The sequence below is a fragment of the Brachybacterium sp. SGAir0954 genome (assembly GCF_005490785.1).
Taxonomy (GTDB): Bacteria; Actinomycetota; Actinomycetes; order Actinomycetales; family Dermabacteraceae; genus Brachybacterium; species Brachybacterium rhamnosum.
On sequence record NZ_CP027295.1, the window covers coordinates 909,536 to 923,449 of the forward strand.

Here is a 13,914-nt window from a genome sequence, read left to right on the forward strand (position 1 = left end):
CCCGCAGCCCGGCCCCACAGAAGGGAGACACCCGATGAGCGCTGTCGGAGAGCTCACCCAGATCGTGTCCCGCCGCAAGAAGGGCGGGGTGCGCGAGAAGCACCCGGACAACAAGATCTCGCTCGTGTTCATGGCCCCGTGGCTGATCGGCCTGCTGGGCATCACGATCATCCCGATGATCGCGAGCTTCGCGCTCTCGTTCACGGACTACAGCCTGCTGGCCCCGCCCGAGTTCGTGGGCCTCGCGAACTTCCGCGAGATGCTGGGCGACACCCGCCTGCACCACTCGCTCGTGGTCACCTTCACCTACGTGATCGTGGGGACGCCGCTGCAGCTCATCGCCGCGCTGCTGCTCGCCGTGGTGCTCAACCAGGGAATGAAGGGCCTGTCCTTCTACCGCTCGGTGTTCTACCTGCCCTCGCTCATGGGCGGCTCCGTCGCGATCTCGATCCTGTGGCGTCAGATGTTCGGCGCCGACGGCCTCGTGAACCGCTTCCTCGGGATGCTCGGATTCACCGACCTGCCCGGCTGGGTGTCCAATCCGGACACGGCGCTGTGGACGATCATCCTGCTGCACGTGTGGACCTTCGGCTCGCCGATGATCATCTTCCTCGCGGGCCTGCGGCAGATCCCGCAGATGTACTACGAGGCCGCGAGCGTGGACGGCGCCTCGAAGGTGTCGCAGTTCTTCCGGATCACGATCCCGCTGCTCACGCCGATCATCTTCTTCAACCTCGTGCTGCAGGTGATCAACGCGTTCCAGACCTTCACCCAGGCCTTCGTGGTCTCGGGTGGGACGGGCGGGCCGTCGGACTCGACGCTCTTCTACACGCTGTACCTGTACCAGAAGGGCTTCACCCAGTTCGACATGGGCTACGCCTCCGCGATGGCCTGGCTGCTGCTGGTCATCGTCGCGATCTTCACCGCGATCAACTTCTTCGTCTCCAAGTTCTGGGTGCATTACGATGACTGACCTCTCCACCGCCGCCCCCGAGATCCCGGGCCGCCCGGCGACCCCCGCCCCCACCGCTCCCCGCCGCAAGGCCGCCGGCGGCAGCGCCGGCCGCAGCGGCCGCGCCGTGCTCAAGCACGCGGCGATGATCGTCGCGAGCATCATCATGATCTACCCGCTGCTGTGGATGGTCGTCTCCTCCCTGCGCCCCAACGAGGAGATCTTCCGCAACGCGAGCCTGTGGCCGCTGTCCTTCGACATCGACAACTACGTGCGTGGATGGACGGCGCAGTCCTTCGACTTCGGCCACTACATCCTGAACTCGACGCTGCTCGTGGTGGGCTGCGTGATCGGCAACCTGTTCGCCTGCACGCTCACCGCCTACGCCTTCGCGCGGCTCAGGTTCTGGGGCCGGAACATCGCCTTCGCGGTCATGCTCATGACCCTCATGCTGCCGATCCACGTCGTGATCGTGCCGCAGTACATCATGTTCTCCCAGACCGGCTGGGTGAACACGATGCTGCCGCTCATCCTGCCGAAGTTCCTCGCCACGGACGCGTTCTTCATCTTCCTCATGGTGCAGTTCATCCGCGGCATCCCGCGGGAGCTCGACGAGGCCGCCCGCATCGACGGCTGCGGCCACCTGCGGATCTTCTTCCGCATCGTGCTGCCGCTCATGACGCCGGCCCTCGCGACCACCACGATCTTCACCTTCATGTGGACCTGGAACGACTTCTTCGGCTCGCTCATCTACCTGACGACGCCGGACCACTTCACGGTGCCCCTCGCGCTGAAGTCCTATCTCGACAGCCAGGGCTCCTCCGACTGGGGCGCCATGTTCGCCATGTCGATCGTGTCCCTCGTGCCGCTGTTCCTGGTGTTCCTGTTCGGCCAGAAGTTCCTGGTGCGAGGCTTCGCCACGACCGGCATCAAATGACACCGTCCTCCACCGCCCCGTCCGCCACCCCGCACCCCCGCCCCGCGACCCAGGGAAGAAGCCCCATGCGTACCCGCTACGCCCTCATCGGATCCGGCCATCGCGCCCAGATGTACCTCGACGCGATCGCCGGCCCCCATGCTGACGTCGCCGAGCTGGTCGCCCTGCTCGACGTGAACCCCGCCCGGCGCGAGTTCCACCGTGACCGCGTCCCCGCCTTCGCCGATGTGCGCCTCGCGGGGCCGGACGAGCTCGAGCAGGTCATCACCGATCTCGCGGTGGACCGCGTGATCGTCACGAGCGTGGACCGCCTCCACGCCGAGCACGTGGTGCGGGCCCTCGACGCCGGGGCCGACGTCGTCGTCGAGAAGCCCCTGACGATCGACGCCCCCTCGGCCCGCGCGATCCAGGAGGCGATCGACCGCACCGGCCGCAGCGTGGTCGTCACCTTCAACTACCGCTACAGCCCCCGCAACACGGCGCTCAAGCAGGTCATCGCCTCGGGCGAGATCGGCGACGTGGTCTCCGTGGTCTTCGAGTGGGTGCTGGACACGCAGCACGGCGCGGACTACTTCCGTCGCTGGCACCGCGACAAGACCAACAGCGGCGGCCTGTTCATCCACAAGGCGGCGCATCACTTCGACCTCGTCAACTGGTGGATCGCCGACGTCCCCGCGCGGGTCTACGCCCGCGGCGGGCTGCGCTTCTACGGGGCCGACGCGGCCGCCGAGCGCGGCCAGGCCGCCCTCCCCGAGCGCGGCACCCACGACGGCCCGCACGACCCCTTCGAGCTGGACCTCCGCTCCGACGAGCGGCTCGAGGCCCTGTACCTCGAGGCCGAGAAGCACGACGGCTACCAGCGCGACCGCTCCGTGTTCGACCAGGGCATCACCGCCGAGGACAACCTCACCGCGATCGTCGACTACGCGGGCGGGCCCGTCCTCACCTACGCCCTGAACGCGCACAGCCCCTGGGAGGGCTACCGGGTCGCGGTCAACGGCACCCGCGGCCGCGCCGAGCTCGAGGTCGTCGAGCGGGCCGAGGTCGTCGCGAAGGACGAGGACGGCCGTGCCCACGTCGACCCGAGCGCCGTCGCCGTCACCACGGAGGACTCCGGCGTGCGCGAGCGCGGCGAGCGCCTCGTCGTCCAGCACCACTTCGCACCCGCCCGCGAGGTCGAGATCCCCGAGGGCGTGGGCGGCCACGGCGGCGGCGACGCCCTGCTCCTGCGGGACGTGTTCGTCGGCCCCACCGAGGAGGAGGCCGGCGGCCTGGGCCGGCCCTCCGACCACACCGACGGCCTGCGCGCGATCAGCGTGGGGATCTGCGGCAACGAGTCCCTCGCGACCGGCGCCCCGGTGGACGTCGCCGCGTTCCTGGGCCTCGACCTCTCGCGCGAGCCCGCCCCGGCAGGAGCGGCACGATGAGCGTCCGCACGGCCGGCGCGCCCGTCACGACCGAGGAGGGGACGGCCGGGGCGGCGCCCGTGCGGGTCGCTCTCGTCGGCACCCGCGGTTTCGGCGCCCACCACCTGGTGAACCTCGACCGCCTCGTGGGGGAGGGGCTCGCGGAGCTCGTGGGCGTCGTCGACGTCGCCGAGCCGCCCGCGGAGCTCGCCGCCATCCACCACCCCACGCTCGGCGGCCTGCTCGCGGCGCTCGGCGAGGAGCGGCGCCCCGAGGTCGTCATCATCGCGACCCCGATCGACACGCACGTGCCGCTCGCCCTCGAGGCGCTCGCCGCCGGCAGCCACGTCTACCTCGAGAAGCCGCCCGTCCCCGCGCTCACGGACCTCGGGATGCTCGCGGAGGCGGCCGACGCCGCGCACCGCACGATCCAGGTGGGCTTCCAGGCCCGCGGCGGCGCCGGCATCGACGAGCTCCGCGAGATCGTCCGCGCCGCGACGCTGGGGAAGGTCACCGCGGTGCGCGCCTACGGCGCCTGGGTGCGCGACCGCGCCTACTACCACCGCTCCCGCTGGGCCGGCCGGCGCCGCCTCGACGGCCGGCGTGTGGCCGACGGCGTCGCCACCAACCCCCTCGCCCACTCCGTGCACGCGGCCCTCGCGATCGCGGGGCTGCGCCGGATCGAGGACGTGGCCGGCGTGACCACCGAGCTGCGCCGCGCCCACGACATCGAGGCCGACGACACGACCTTCCTGCGGGTCGCCCCCGCCGGCGACGGCCCGCCCGTCCTCGCCGCGCTCACGACCGTCGCCCCCGACTCCTCGGACCCGTGGGTCGAGGTGCTCGCCGAGAAGGGCCGCGTGCGGCTCTGGTACACGGCGGACCGCTCCGAGCGGGTCGACGCGGCGGGCACCGTGACCCGCAGCGAGTACGCCCGCACGGATCTCGTGCAGAACCTGCTCGCGCACGTGCGGGACCGCTCGGTGGCGCTCATCAGCCCGCTCGAGGACTCCGGCGCGTTCTCCGCGGTGCTCGAGGCGATCCAGTCCGTCCCCGATCCGCTGCCCATCGAGGCGGGCGTGACCTGGGAGGGCGAGGGGGAGGCCGCGCACCCCGTCGTCGACGACATCGAGGCGGTGCTGCTGCGCTCCCTCGACGAGGGCCGTCCCTTCAGCGAGCTCGACGGGGACGGGGCGGTGCCCTGGGCCCGCGCCGACGCCGTCAGCAGCTGGACCCCGCCCTCCGCCTGAGGGCGGCCCTCCCCGCCAGCACGTCCCCGCCCCGCCGATCCTGGAGATCCATGACCACCGCACAGGTGCTCGCCGACCTCGCCCGCCCCGATCCCGCCGCCCGGCCGATGATGCGCTGGTGGTGGTTCGGACCCGACGTGGACCGCGGGGAGCTCGAGCGGGAGCTCGACGCGATGGCCGCGGCGGGGATCGGCGGGGTGGAGATCGCGCTCGTCTACCCGCTGCGCCCGGGCGCCCCGGACTACCTCTCCCCGGAGGTGCAGGGCCACCTCCGGTTCGCCGCGGAGGCCGCCCGGGCGCGCGGCCTGCGCTGCGACGTGACGCTCGGCAGCGGATGGTCCTACGGCGGGGCGCACGTGGGCCCCGAGCACGCCTCGCGGCGGATCCGCTGGGAGCGCCGCGACCGGGGCCCGCAGCCCCTCGCCGTGGACCTCACCCCGCGCTGGCCGGAGGGCGAGCTCATCGCCGTGCACCTCGGCGACGGCCTGCCGCCCTCGGCCTGGCAGCGGATCGAGGTCCCGGACGAGGGTCCGCTCGTCCTCCCCGCCGGGCGCGGCCCGCGCACCGTGCTGCTCGCGTGGTCCGAGGTGACCGGGCAGCAGGTCAAGCGCGCCGCGGCCGGCAGCGAGGGGCCCGTCGTGGACCACCTGAGCGCACAGGCCGTGCGCCACCACCTCGACGTGGTGGGCGGCGCGATCCTCGAGGCGGTGCCCGCTGAGCTCCTCGGCTCCGTGTTCAGCGACAGCCTCGAGGTGTACGAGGCCGGATGGACCGCCGGCCTGCCCGCGCACTTCGCGGAGCGCCGCGGCTACGACCTGCTGGAGCGCCTCCCGCTGCTGCACGTGGGCGGCGAGGGCGCGGAGCAGCTGCGCGAGGACTACGGCCTGACCCTCTCCGAGCTCGTCGCGGAGGGCTTCATGGCGACCTGCCGGGACTGGGCGGAGGAGCACGGCACCCGGTTCCGCCTGCAGGGCTACGGGGAGCCGCCGATCACGCTCTCCGCCCAGCGCGGCGTGCACCTCATCGAGGGCGAGGGTGCCGGCTGGACGGGGATGACGCAGACCCGCTGGGCGTCCTCCGCGGCGCACCTCGACGGCCGCGACGTGGTCTCGAGCGAGGTGTGGACCTGGGTGCACTCGCCCTCCTTCCGCGCCGCACCGTTGGACCTCCTCGGCGAGGCGCACGAGCACCTGCTGCTCGGCATCACCCACCTCGTGGGTCACGGCTGGCCCTACACCGCGCCGGACGCCGCGGGGCTCGGCTGGACGTTCTACGCCGCCGGCGCGCTGGACGACCGCAACGCCTGGTGGCCCGCGATGCCGGAGCTCATGGCGCACCTGACGCGCCTCAGCGCCGTGCTGCGCCGCGGGGAGCCAGGGGCCGACGTCGCCCTCTACCTCCCCTACGGCGACGTGCGCGCCGCCCACGGCGCCGGCCACGACCTGTGGCGCGCCTGCCGCGACCACGTGGGGCCGGCGATCCCCGAGACGATCCGCCGCGCGGGCTACGACCTCGACCTCGTCGACGACGACGCGCTCGCCGGCGAGCAGGGGAGCGCCGGGCTCGACCCGGCCGCCTATCCGATCGTGGTGCTCCCGCACGTGACCCGCCTGCCCGCCGCGACCGCCGCCTGGCTGGACCGGGTGCGCGAGGCGGGCGGCCACGTGATCGCCGTGGGCGGCGCCGCACATCCGACCGTCACTTCGCCGGCCGGTGCACGGATGACCACCGCGGCTCCGTCCGCGGAGTCGTCTCCCGGCTCCGCTCCGATCACGGAGGACGGGTTCGAGGCCGCGCTGCGATCGGTGATGCCGCCGCCGCTCACGCTCACCGGCTCCGGCGGCGAGGTGGGCGTGCTGCGCCGGCGGCTGGCCGACGGCGACCTGTTCCTGCTCGCGAACACCGGCCCGCAGCTGCGCACGATCGAGCTCGCGGTGCGCGAGCCGCGCGCCGCCCTGCTGCTCGTGGACCCGGATACGGGGGAGCGCCGCGCGCTCCCCACTACTGGCGGGACACACGAGCTGCACCCCTACCAGGCGCTCCTGCTCCTCGCGACCGACGACCCGGACCTCGCCGTGACCGGCGCCGACGCCACGACGGAGCCCGCGGAGCCCGCCGGAACCGCAGAGCCCGCCGGGACCACGAAGTCCGACGAGGCTGCGGAGCCCGCCGGGACGGAGCTTCCGCTCGACGGGCCCTGGACCCTCCACGCGCCGGGGCAGGACCCGCGACCCGTCACGCTGCCGCACCTGATCCCGGGGGAGGATGCCGCGGCGCTGCCCTGGCTCTCCTACGAGTGCACCGTCACCCTCGACGCGGAGCAGGCCCGCGGGCCACTCGTGCTGGACCTCGGCGCGGGCACGGTGCTCCCGGCGGACGGTGCCGGCAGCGGCTACCGGGCCCTGCTCGCCCCGCCCGTGCGGGAGATCGCCACGGTGAGCGTGGACGGGGAGGGGGCCGGCCTGCTGTGGCGCGCGCCGTTCCGCCTGGACCTCACCGGCCGCCTCCGGGAGGGGACGAGCACCCTTCGGCTCGAGGTGCGCGGCACCACCGCCCCTGCGGCAGCGGATCCGGTGAACGCGCAGGCCGCGGCGCAGGAGATCACCTCCGCGCACGAGGCCTACGGGGAGCGTTTCCAGCAGCAGGAGCTGCCGCGCATGCTCGACGGGGTCGCCCTCGGCCTCGGCGCTGTGCCGGTCCTCCGCCGCGGCTGACCGCGCCCCCTCAGCGGGCGAGGGGCGGGTAGGCCGCGCGGGGGATCGTGGTGACGAGGTCGATCGCGGTCTGCGTGGCCTCGTCCTCCTCGAGGCGGTGCTCGGCGACGAGGCGGGCGAGGTAGCCGGCGTCGATGCGGCGGGCGAGGTCGTGGCGCGCGGGGATCGAGGCGAAGGCGCGGGTGTCGTCCACGAAGCCGGAGGAGTTGTAGAAGCCCGCGGTCTCGGTCGCGGCCTCGCGGAAGCGGCGCATGCCGTCGGGTGAGTCCAGGAACCACCAGGGCGCGCCGTAGCGCACCGAGGGGTAGGCCCCGGCGAGCGGCGCGATCTCGCGGGAGAAGACGGTCTCGTCCACCGTGAAGAGCACGAGGTGGAAGCGCGGGTCGTGGCCGAACCGCTCGAGCAGGGGGCGCAGCGATCGCGTGTACTCGGTCGCGACGGGGATGTCGTAGCCCTTGTCGCGGCCGTGGCGCGCGAGGATCCCGCTCGCGTGGTCGCGCAGCACACCCGGGTGCAGCTGCATGACGAGGCCGTCCTCGCAGCTCATCGCCGCCATCTGCAGCAGCATGTGCGCCTCGAAGGCGGCGGCCTCCTCCGGCGTGGGCACGGTGCCGGCGAGGGCGGAGGCCACGAGCGACGCGGCGGCGGCCTCGTCCATCGGTGCGGCGGCGGCGCTGAGGTGGCCGTGGTCGGTGGCGCGCGCCCCGGCGGCGACGAACCGTCGCCGCTGGATGCGCAGCGCGTCGAGGAGGCCGGCGAGGTCGCTGATCTCCTTGCCCGCCGCGGCGCCGAGGGCCTCGACCTCCTGCGCCCAGCCGTCGCGGCCGATCATGAGCGCGGCGTCGGGGCGGAAGGTCGGGACGACCCGCTCGCCGAGGCCCTGCTCGGCGAGGGAGGCGTGGTGGGAGAGGTCCGAGGAGGCCGGGTCGGTCGTCGAGATGATCTCGATGCCGAAGCGGTCCAGCAGCTGCTGGGGCCGGAAGGTGGGATCGGCGACGGTCTCGGCGATGCGGTCGTAGAGGCGGTCGGCGGAGTCGGCCGACGGCGCCTCGTCGACCCCGAACACCTCGACGAGCTCGTGCTCGAGCCAGTAGCGGGACGGGGTGCCGCGGTAGAGGTGCCAGTTCTCGCAGAAGCGGCGCCAGATGGTGCGGGAGTCGGTCTCGACCGCGCCGCCGTCCGTGCGCGGAACGCCGAGGTCCGCGAGGTCGATCCCCTGGGAGGCGAGCATGCGGGTCACGTAGTGGTCGGGGACGATGAGCAGCTGGGCCGGGTCCGCGAAGGGCGTGTCACGCGCGAAGGCCTCCGCCTCGACATGGCCGTGCATGCAGATCAGCGGCAGCGGGGCCGTCTGCTCGAGGATGCGCACGGCGATCGCGCGCACAGCGGGATCCGCGGGCAGGGCGCGGTGGGGGTGCAGGGTCAGCGGTCGTCCCACGGGGCTCCTCCTCGAGCGTTCCGTGCTCCCGATCGGGGGAGCGGAGGGCGGGGGCCGATGCCGCCCGCCATGCTGCAAACGATTGCACGCGGACGCCTGCCCGGCAAGCGTTCTCCCTCCAGGTTTCCGGGTCAGCGGCGGTGAAACAGTTGCATTCCTGGGGCCCCGCACCGCACGATGGGGCTCCGCCCGGTCCGCACCGGCGGCGACGAGGTCCCGCTGGACGGCGACCCGGCGGAGTCGGGACCCGGGACGACGGGCCCAGGAGAGGAGGCGCGGTGGGCATCACCCTGCGCGACGTGGCCGCCCGGGCGGACGTCTCGGTGGCGACCGCCTCCCGGGCGCTGCAGAAGCCCGCCATGGTCAGCACCGCCACCCGCGAGCGGGTCCAGCAGGCCGTCGACGAGCTCGGCTACAGCCCCAACCGCAGCGCCCGCACGCTCATCACGGGCCGCACCGGCGTGCTCGGCGTCGTCGTCCCCGACCTCCTGAACCCCTTCTACCCCGCGCTGCTCAAGGGCGCCCAGGAGCGCGCCCGCCACCACGGCGTGCAGCTCCTGCTCGCCGACGCCGAGGAGACCCCCGAGGGGGAGCTGCCGCTCGTGCGCACCCTCGCCCCGCAGGTCGACGGCATCCTGCTGTGCTCCCCGCGGATGGGCGCCAAGGAGCTCGACGCCGCCGCCCGGCTCACCCGGATCGCGCTGGTCAACCGCACCCACACCTATCTCGAGGCCGTCGCCCCGAACGCGCTGAGCGGCGTGCGCGGCGCCCTGCGGCACCTGCGCTCGCTCGAGCACCGGCGGATCGGGGTCGTCGGCGGTCCCGCCCGCAGCTGGTCCGAGGGACGCCGCCGTCGGACCATCGCCCGCGCGGCGGACGAGCTCGACGTCGAGGTCGTCGACGTCGGCCACTTCGCGCCCACCGTCGAGGGCGGGCGCGCCGCCGCGGAGAGCGTGCTCGTGCTCGAGCTGGGCGCGGTGCTCGTCTACAACGACGTCATGGCGATCGGACTGCTCGCCGCGCTGCGCGAGTCCGGGTTCCGCGTCCCGCAGGACATCAGCATCGTGGGCTGGGACGACATCGAGTCCGCCGCCGTCACGGACCCTCCGCTCAGCACCATCCGGGTGCCGCGGCGGGAGATGGGCGCGGCGGCGATCGACGCGCTCGTCGAGGACCCGGCCGCCCACCAGGACGGTCTCACCTGGCGCTTCGAATCCGCCTTCGTGGCCCGCGGCTCCACGGGCCGCGCCCGCCGGGCCGGGGACTGAGACCCGGCGCCGATGGGCGCCCTCCCTACCTGCTCAGGCGAGCGTGACCCGCTCCCCGGTGCCGACGACCTGCTGCTCGGAGCCGTCCGGCAGCACGACCCGCGCCGGCACGCCCGCGGGTATCGTCGCCGCGAGGGAGAAGCCGCCCTCGGCCGCGGACCACTCGACCTCGATCCGGCCGTGGGCCGAGTCGTACGCGCCCGTCGCCCAGTCGATGCCCGGGCCCGGAGTGGGCTGCAGCAGCGCCTCCGCGTAGCCGGGGGCCGCCGGGCGGATGCCGAGGACGACCTGGTAGATCCAGTCCGCGACCGCGCCGAGGGCGTAGTGGTTGAAGCTCGTCATCTCGCCGGGGTTGATGGTGCCGTCCGGCAGCATCGAGTCCCAGCGCTCCCAGATCGTCGTCGCGCCCATCGAGACGGGGTACAGCCACGAGGGGCAGCCCTCCTCGAGCAGCAGGCGGAACGCGTCCTCCGTGTGGCCGGTCTCCGAGAGCGCCCAGGTGACGAAGGGGGTGCCCGCGAAGCCCGTGGAGACCTTGTACTCCGCGGCGCGGACCACCTCGACGAGGCGCGCGGCGGCCTTCTCCCGGGTGGCGGGATCGAGGAGGTCGAAGGCGATCGCGAGCGCGTAGACGGTCGCGCAGTCCGAGGTGATCGTGCCGTCCTCCTGCACGTATGCCTCGGTGAACGCCGCGAGGGTGCGGTCCGCGAGCTCCTGCCAGCGGCGGGCGCCGGCCTCCTCGCCGATCAGCGCGGCGGCCTCCGCGGCGAAGCGGGCCGAGCGCACGAGGCACGCGGTCGCGACGACGTACCTGTCCGCCTTCGCGGCGGCCGCGTCCTCCGGCGGGGCGTCCGGGTCCAGCCAGTCGCCGAACTGGAAGCCCTGGTCCCAGAGCCCGCTCGGGGACAGCGCCTTCTCCACGGACTCCAGATGCAGCACCATGCCGGGGTACTGGGCGCGCAGCTGGTCGAGATCGCCGTAGGCGGTCCAGAGCGCCTGCGCGACCCACACGGCGGCGTCGCCCCAGATGGCGGTCGCGCCCTTCCAGGCCTCCGCCGCCTCGACGTCGGCCTCCTTCGGGAAGGAGGCGAGCTTGAGCAGGTCCGGGATGACGAAGGGGACCCAGCCGTCGGGGTTCGCGGCGGTCTCCGCACGCAGGTCCAGCAGCCAGTTGTGCAGGAAGTCCTGGACGTCGAACTGGTAGGCGGCGGTCGCCGCGAAGGCCGCGATGTCCCCGGTCCAGCCCAGGCGCTCGTCGCGCTGCGGGCAGTCCGTGGGGACGGCGAGGAAGTTGCCGCGCTGGGACCAGATCGAGTTGCTGATCAGCTGGTTCACGCCCGCGTGGGAGGACTCGAACCAGCCGGTGCGGCGGAGGTCGGAGCCGACGACGACCGCCTCGACGTCCTCCGGCGCGAGCTCCCCGGGCCAGCCGGTGATCTCCGCGTAGCGGAAGCCGTGGAAGGTGAGGGTGGGCTCGAAGGTCTCCCCGGCCGGGTCTCCCGCGAGGACGATCCGGTCCGTGGCCTCGGCGGCGCGCAGCGGGCGGGTGCCGAGCTCGTCGTGCTCGAGCACCTCCGCGTGGCGCAGGGTGATCTCGGTGCCCGCGGGCCCGGTGACCGTGAAGCGCAGCCAGCCCACCAGGTTCTGGCCGAAGTCCAGCAGCGTCCTCCCCGACGGCGAGGTCCAGATCTTCTCGGGCCGGCGGGACTCGTGGCGGACGATCAGCGGCGAGGCCTGCTCGATGAGGGTGCCGCGGTCGATCTGTGCGGTCTCGACGGGCCGGGGGTCGCCCGGGGTGAGGCGGCGGTCCTCGCGCTGGCCGTCGTAGAGGGTCGCGAAGGTGATGGGGGAGTCCGTCGCGGTCCACGAAGCGTCCGTGTCGATGCGCTGGACCGTGCCGTCCGCGAAGGTGATCTCGAGGGAGGCGAGCAGCGCCTGCTGGTCGCCGTAGTTCGCGTGGGCGTTCTCGAAGCCGAGGTCTCCGTTCCACCAGCCGCGGCCCAGGGTCACCGCGAGCTCCTGCTCAGTGCCGGGGCGCAGCAGCTCGGTGACGTCGAAGCGCTGGACCTGCAGGCGGGACTCGTAGACGGTCCAGCCCGGGTCGAGCACGGAGGAGCTCACGGGGCGGCCGTCGATCCGGGCCTCGTACACGCCGTGGGCGGTGGCGATCAGCTCGGCGCGCGCGATCGCGGGGGCGCCGGAGCCCGCGGCGTCGGCGCCGGCGGTGAAGCGGGTGGCGAGCACGGGGGTGCGGCCGTCGGTCCCGGCGGCGGTGATGGCGGTCGCCGTCTCGAGGGAGCGGGCGGCGGTGTCGGGACCCGCCGTGGTGGAGGGCGTCGCGGGGGTGGTCGCGGTGGGGGAGGTGGTCACGTCGATCCTCGTCATCGGGTTCGGTGTTGCGGGTGAGGCGGGTGGGTCCGGTGCTGCGCGATCGAATCTAGATGAAACGACTCAACGAATCCAGGGGTGATTTCGCCTGGTGATCCGCGCATCGCACCGGCCCAGGTGTCCACGGCAGCGGGATAGCGCTTGCACGTTTCAAGCCCTGCGGCCTACGCTCGCCGCGCAGTGACACCGATCGAAGGAGATCGCCCCCATGCGCAGCCCCCGCGCTCCCCGCCGCAGCATCCTCACCGCCTCCCTGCTGCTGGGCGGTCTCGCCGCCTGCGGCCCCAACGCCCCCGGCGGCTCCGGCGCCTCCGACGCAGCCGCGCTCCGCTTCGCCTGGTGGGGCAATGCCAAGCGCGACGAGCTCACGAAGACCGCCCTCGAGACCTACGGCGCCGCCCACGACGGCGCCGCCGTGAGCCCCGAGACCACCGACTGGAGCAGCTACTGGGACAAGCTCGCCACCCAGGTCGCCGGCGGCGACGTGCCCGACGTGCTCCAGATGGACGAGGGCTACCTCGCCGAGTACAGCTCCCGCGGCATCCTCGCGGACCTCGGCGACAGCGGCCTCGCGACCGACGGCTTCGACCCCACCGCCCTGGACGCCGGGACGGTCGAGGGCTCGCTCGTCGCCGTCAACGCCGGCATCAACGCCCCCGTGCTGCTCGCGAACCCCGCCGTCTTCGAGGCGGCCGGCGTGGACCTCCCCGACGACACCACGTGGACCTGGGACGACCTCGTCGACATCGCCACCCGCATCACCGAGGGCACCGAGGAGGGGACCTACGGCGTCCAGCAGCTCGGCATCGCCGGTGACCCCACCTTCTCCGTGCACCTGCGCCAGCAGGGGGCGCAGAAGTTCGACGGCAACGCGCTCGGCTTCACCGAGGAGCACCTCCTGGCCTGGTTCGAGCTCGCCCTCCGCCTGCAGGACACGAAGGCCGCGCCGCCCGCGGACGTCGCCGTCGAGGAGGCCGGGCAGGCCGTCGACCAGACGCTCTTCGCGACCGGGAAGTGCGGCCTCCAGTCGCAGTGGTCCAACCAGGTCGTCACCTTCGACGCCTCGCTCGACGGCGCCGTGACGGTGCTGCGCATGCCCTCCCTCGCCGGCGCCGCCGACCAGGCCCAGCTCTGGTACAAGGCCTCCATGTACTTCGCCGTCTCCGCCCGCTCCGGACAGCAGGAGGCCGCCGTCGCCCTCGTGGACTGGCTGGTCAACAGCGAGGAGGCGGGGAGGATCCTGCTCGCCGAGCGGGGTGTCCCCGCGAACCTCGACGTGCGCGAGGCGATCCTCCCCGAGCTCACCGAGGCCGATCTCAAGGCCGCGGACTTCATCGAGGCGATCGCGGAGGAGCTCGGCGAGCAGCCCTCGATCACCCCGCCCGGTGGGAGCGCCGTCGGCGACGTCCTCCAGCGGGGCATGGAGGACGTGCTCTTCGGACGCGTCGAGGCGGCCGACGCCGCGAGCTCCGTGCTCCAGGAGGCGTCCGGCGCGCTCGGCTGAGCGCGGGCCGCCGCACGATACAGTCACCGCAGGCGGGAAGCGGTCCCGACCGGCACG

At 73.5% G+C, this 13,914-nt stretch carries 9 protein-coding genes; 7 read left to right on the top strand and 2 right to left on the bottom strand.

Going from position 1 to position 13,914, the window contains the following annotated elements:
* Positions 1–34 precede the first annotated feature (34 nt).
* The 5 genes from C1N80_RS04035 to C1N80_RS04055 all read left to right on the top strand — a co-directional run bounded on the left by C1N80_RS04035 (position 35) and on the right by C1N80_RS04055 (position 7,259).
* Positions 35–973, top strand: a complete 939-nt coding sequence (locus C1N80_RS04035) for a carbohydrate ABC transporter permease (protein ID WP_137769600.1) — start codon at positions 35–37, stop codon at positions 971–973.
* Positions 966–1,889 (top strand): carbohydrate ABC transporter permease, encoded by a 924-nt coding sequence (locus C1N80_RS04040; protein ID WP_137769601.1) that lies wholly within the window; start codon positions 966–968, stop codon positions 1,887–1,889. The genes C1N80_RS04035 and C1N80_RS04040 overlap by 8 nt, the downstream gene beginning before the upstream one ends.
* Before the next feature lie 65 nt (positions 1,890–1,954).
* On the top strand, positions 1,955–3,316 hold the full coding sequence (locus tag C1N80_RS04045; protein WP_137769602.1) for a Gfo/Idh/MocA family protein: 1,362 nt from the start codon (positions 1,955–1,957) through the stop codon (positions 3,314–3,316).
* Positions 3,313–4,545: a Gfo/Idh/MocA family protein gene (locus C1N80_RS04050; protein WP_137769603.1), complete on the top strand. Its 1,233-nt coding sequence runs from the start codon at positions 3,313–3,315 to the stop codon at positions 4,543–4,545. Before C1N80_RS04045 ends, C1N80_RS04050 begins: the two co-directional genes overlap by 4 nt.
* Before the next feature lie 50 nt (positions 4,546–4,595).
* Entirely contained in the window at positions 4,596–7,259 is a 2,664-nt protein-coding gene (locus C1N80_RS04055) for a glycosyl hydrolase (protein ID WP_137769604.1), read from the top strand.
* 10 nt (positions 7,260–7,269) lie between these two features.
* Here C1N80_RS04055 and uxaC read toward each other — a convergent pair whose 3' ends face one another.
* On the bottom strand, positions 7,270–8,697 hold the full coding sequence (uxaC, locus tag C1N80_RS04060; RefSeq protein ID WP_137769605.1) for a glucuronate isomerase: 1,428 nt from the start codon (positions 8,695–8,697) through the stop codon (positions 7,270–7,272).
* A gap of 278 nt (positions 8,698–8,975) precedes the next feature.
* Here uxaC and C1N80_RS04065 point away from each other — a divergent pair, with 278 nt between their 5' ends.
* Positions 8,976–9,965, top strand: a complete 990-nt coding sequence (locus C1N80_RS04065; RefSeq protein ID WP_137769606.1) for a LacI family DNA-binding transcriptional regulator — start codon at positions 8,976–8,978, stop codon at positions 9,963–9,965.
* Between the two features lie 33 nt (positions 9,966–9,998).
* Here the strand turns inward: C1N80_RS04065 and C1N80_RS04070 are convergent, their stop codons facing one another.
* A complete protein-coding gene (locus tag C1N80_RS04070; RefSeq protein ID WP_240811225.1) occupies positions 9,999–12,335 on the bottom strand; it encodes a family 78 glycoside hydrolase catalytic domain in 2,337 nt (778 codons plus the stop codon).
* A gap of 226 nt (positions 12,336–12,561) precedes the next feature.
* Here C1N80_RS04070 and C1N80_RS04075 point away from each other — a divergent pair, with 226 nt between their 5' ends.
* The gene (locus C1N80_RS04075) at positions 12,562–13,857 is read left to right on the top strand and encodes an ABC transporter substrate-binding protein (protein ID WP_137769608.1); all 1,296 of its coding nucleotides are present in this window, start codon (positions 12,562–12,564) and stop codon (positions 13,855–13,857) included.
* Positions 13,858–13,914 lie beyond the last annotated feature (57 nt).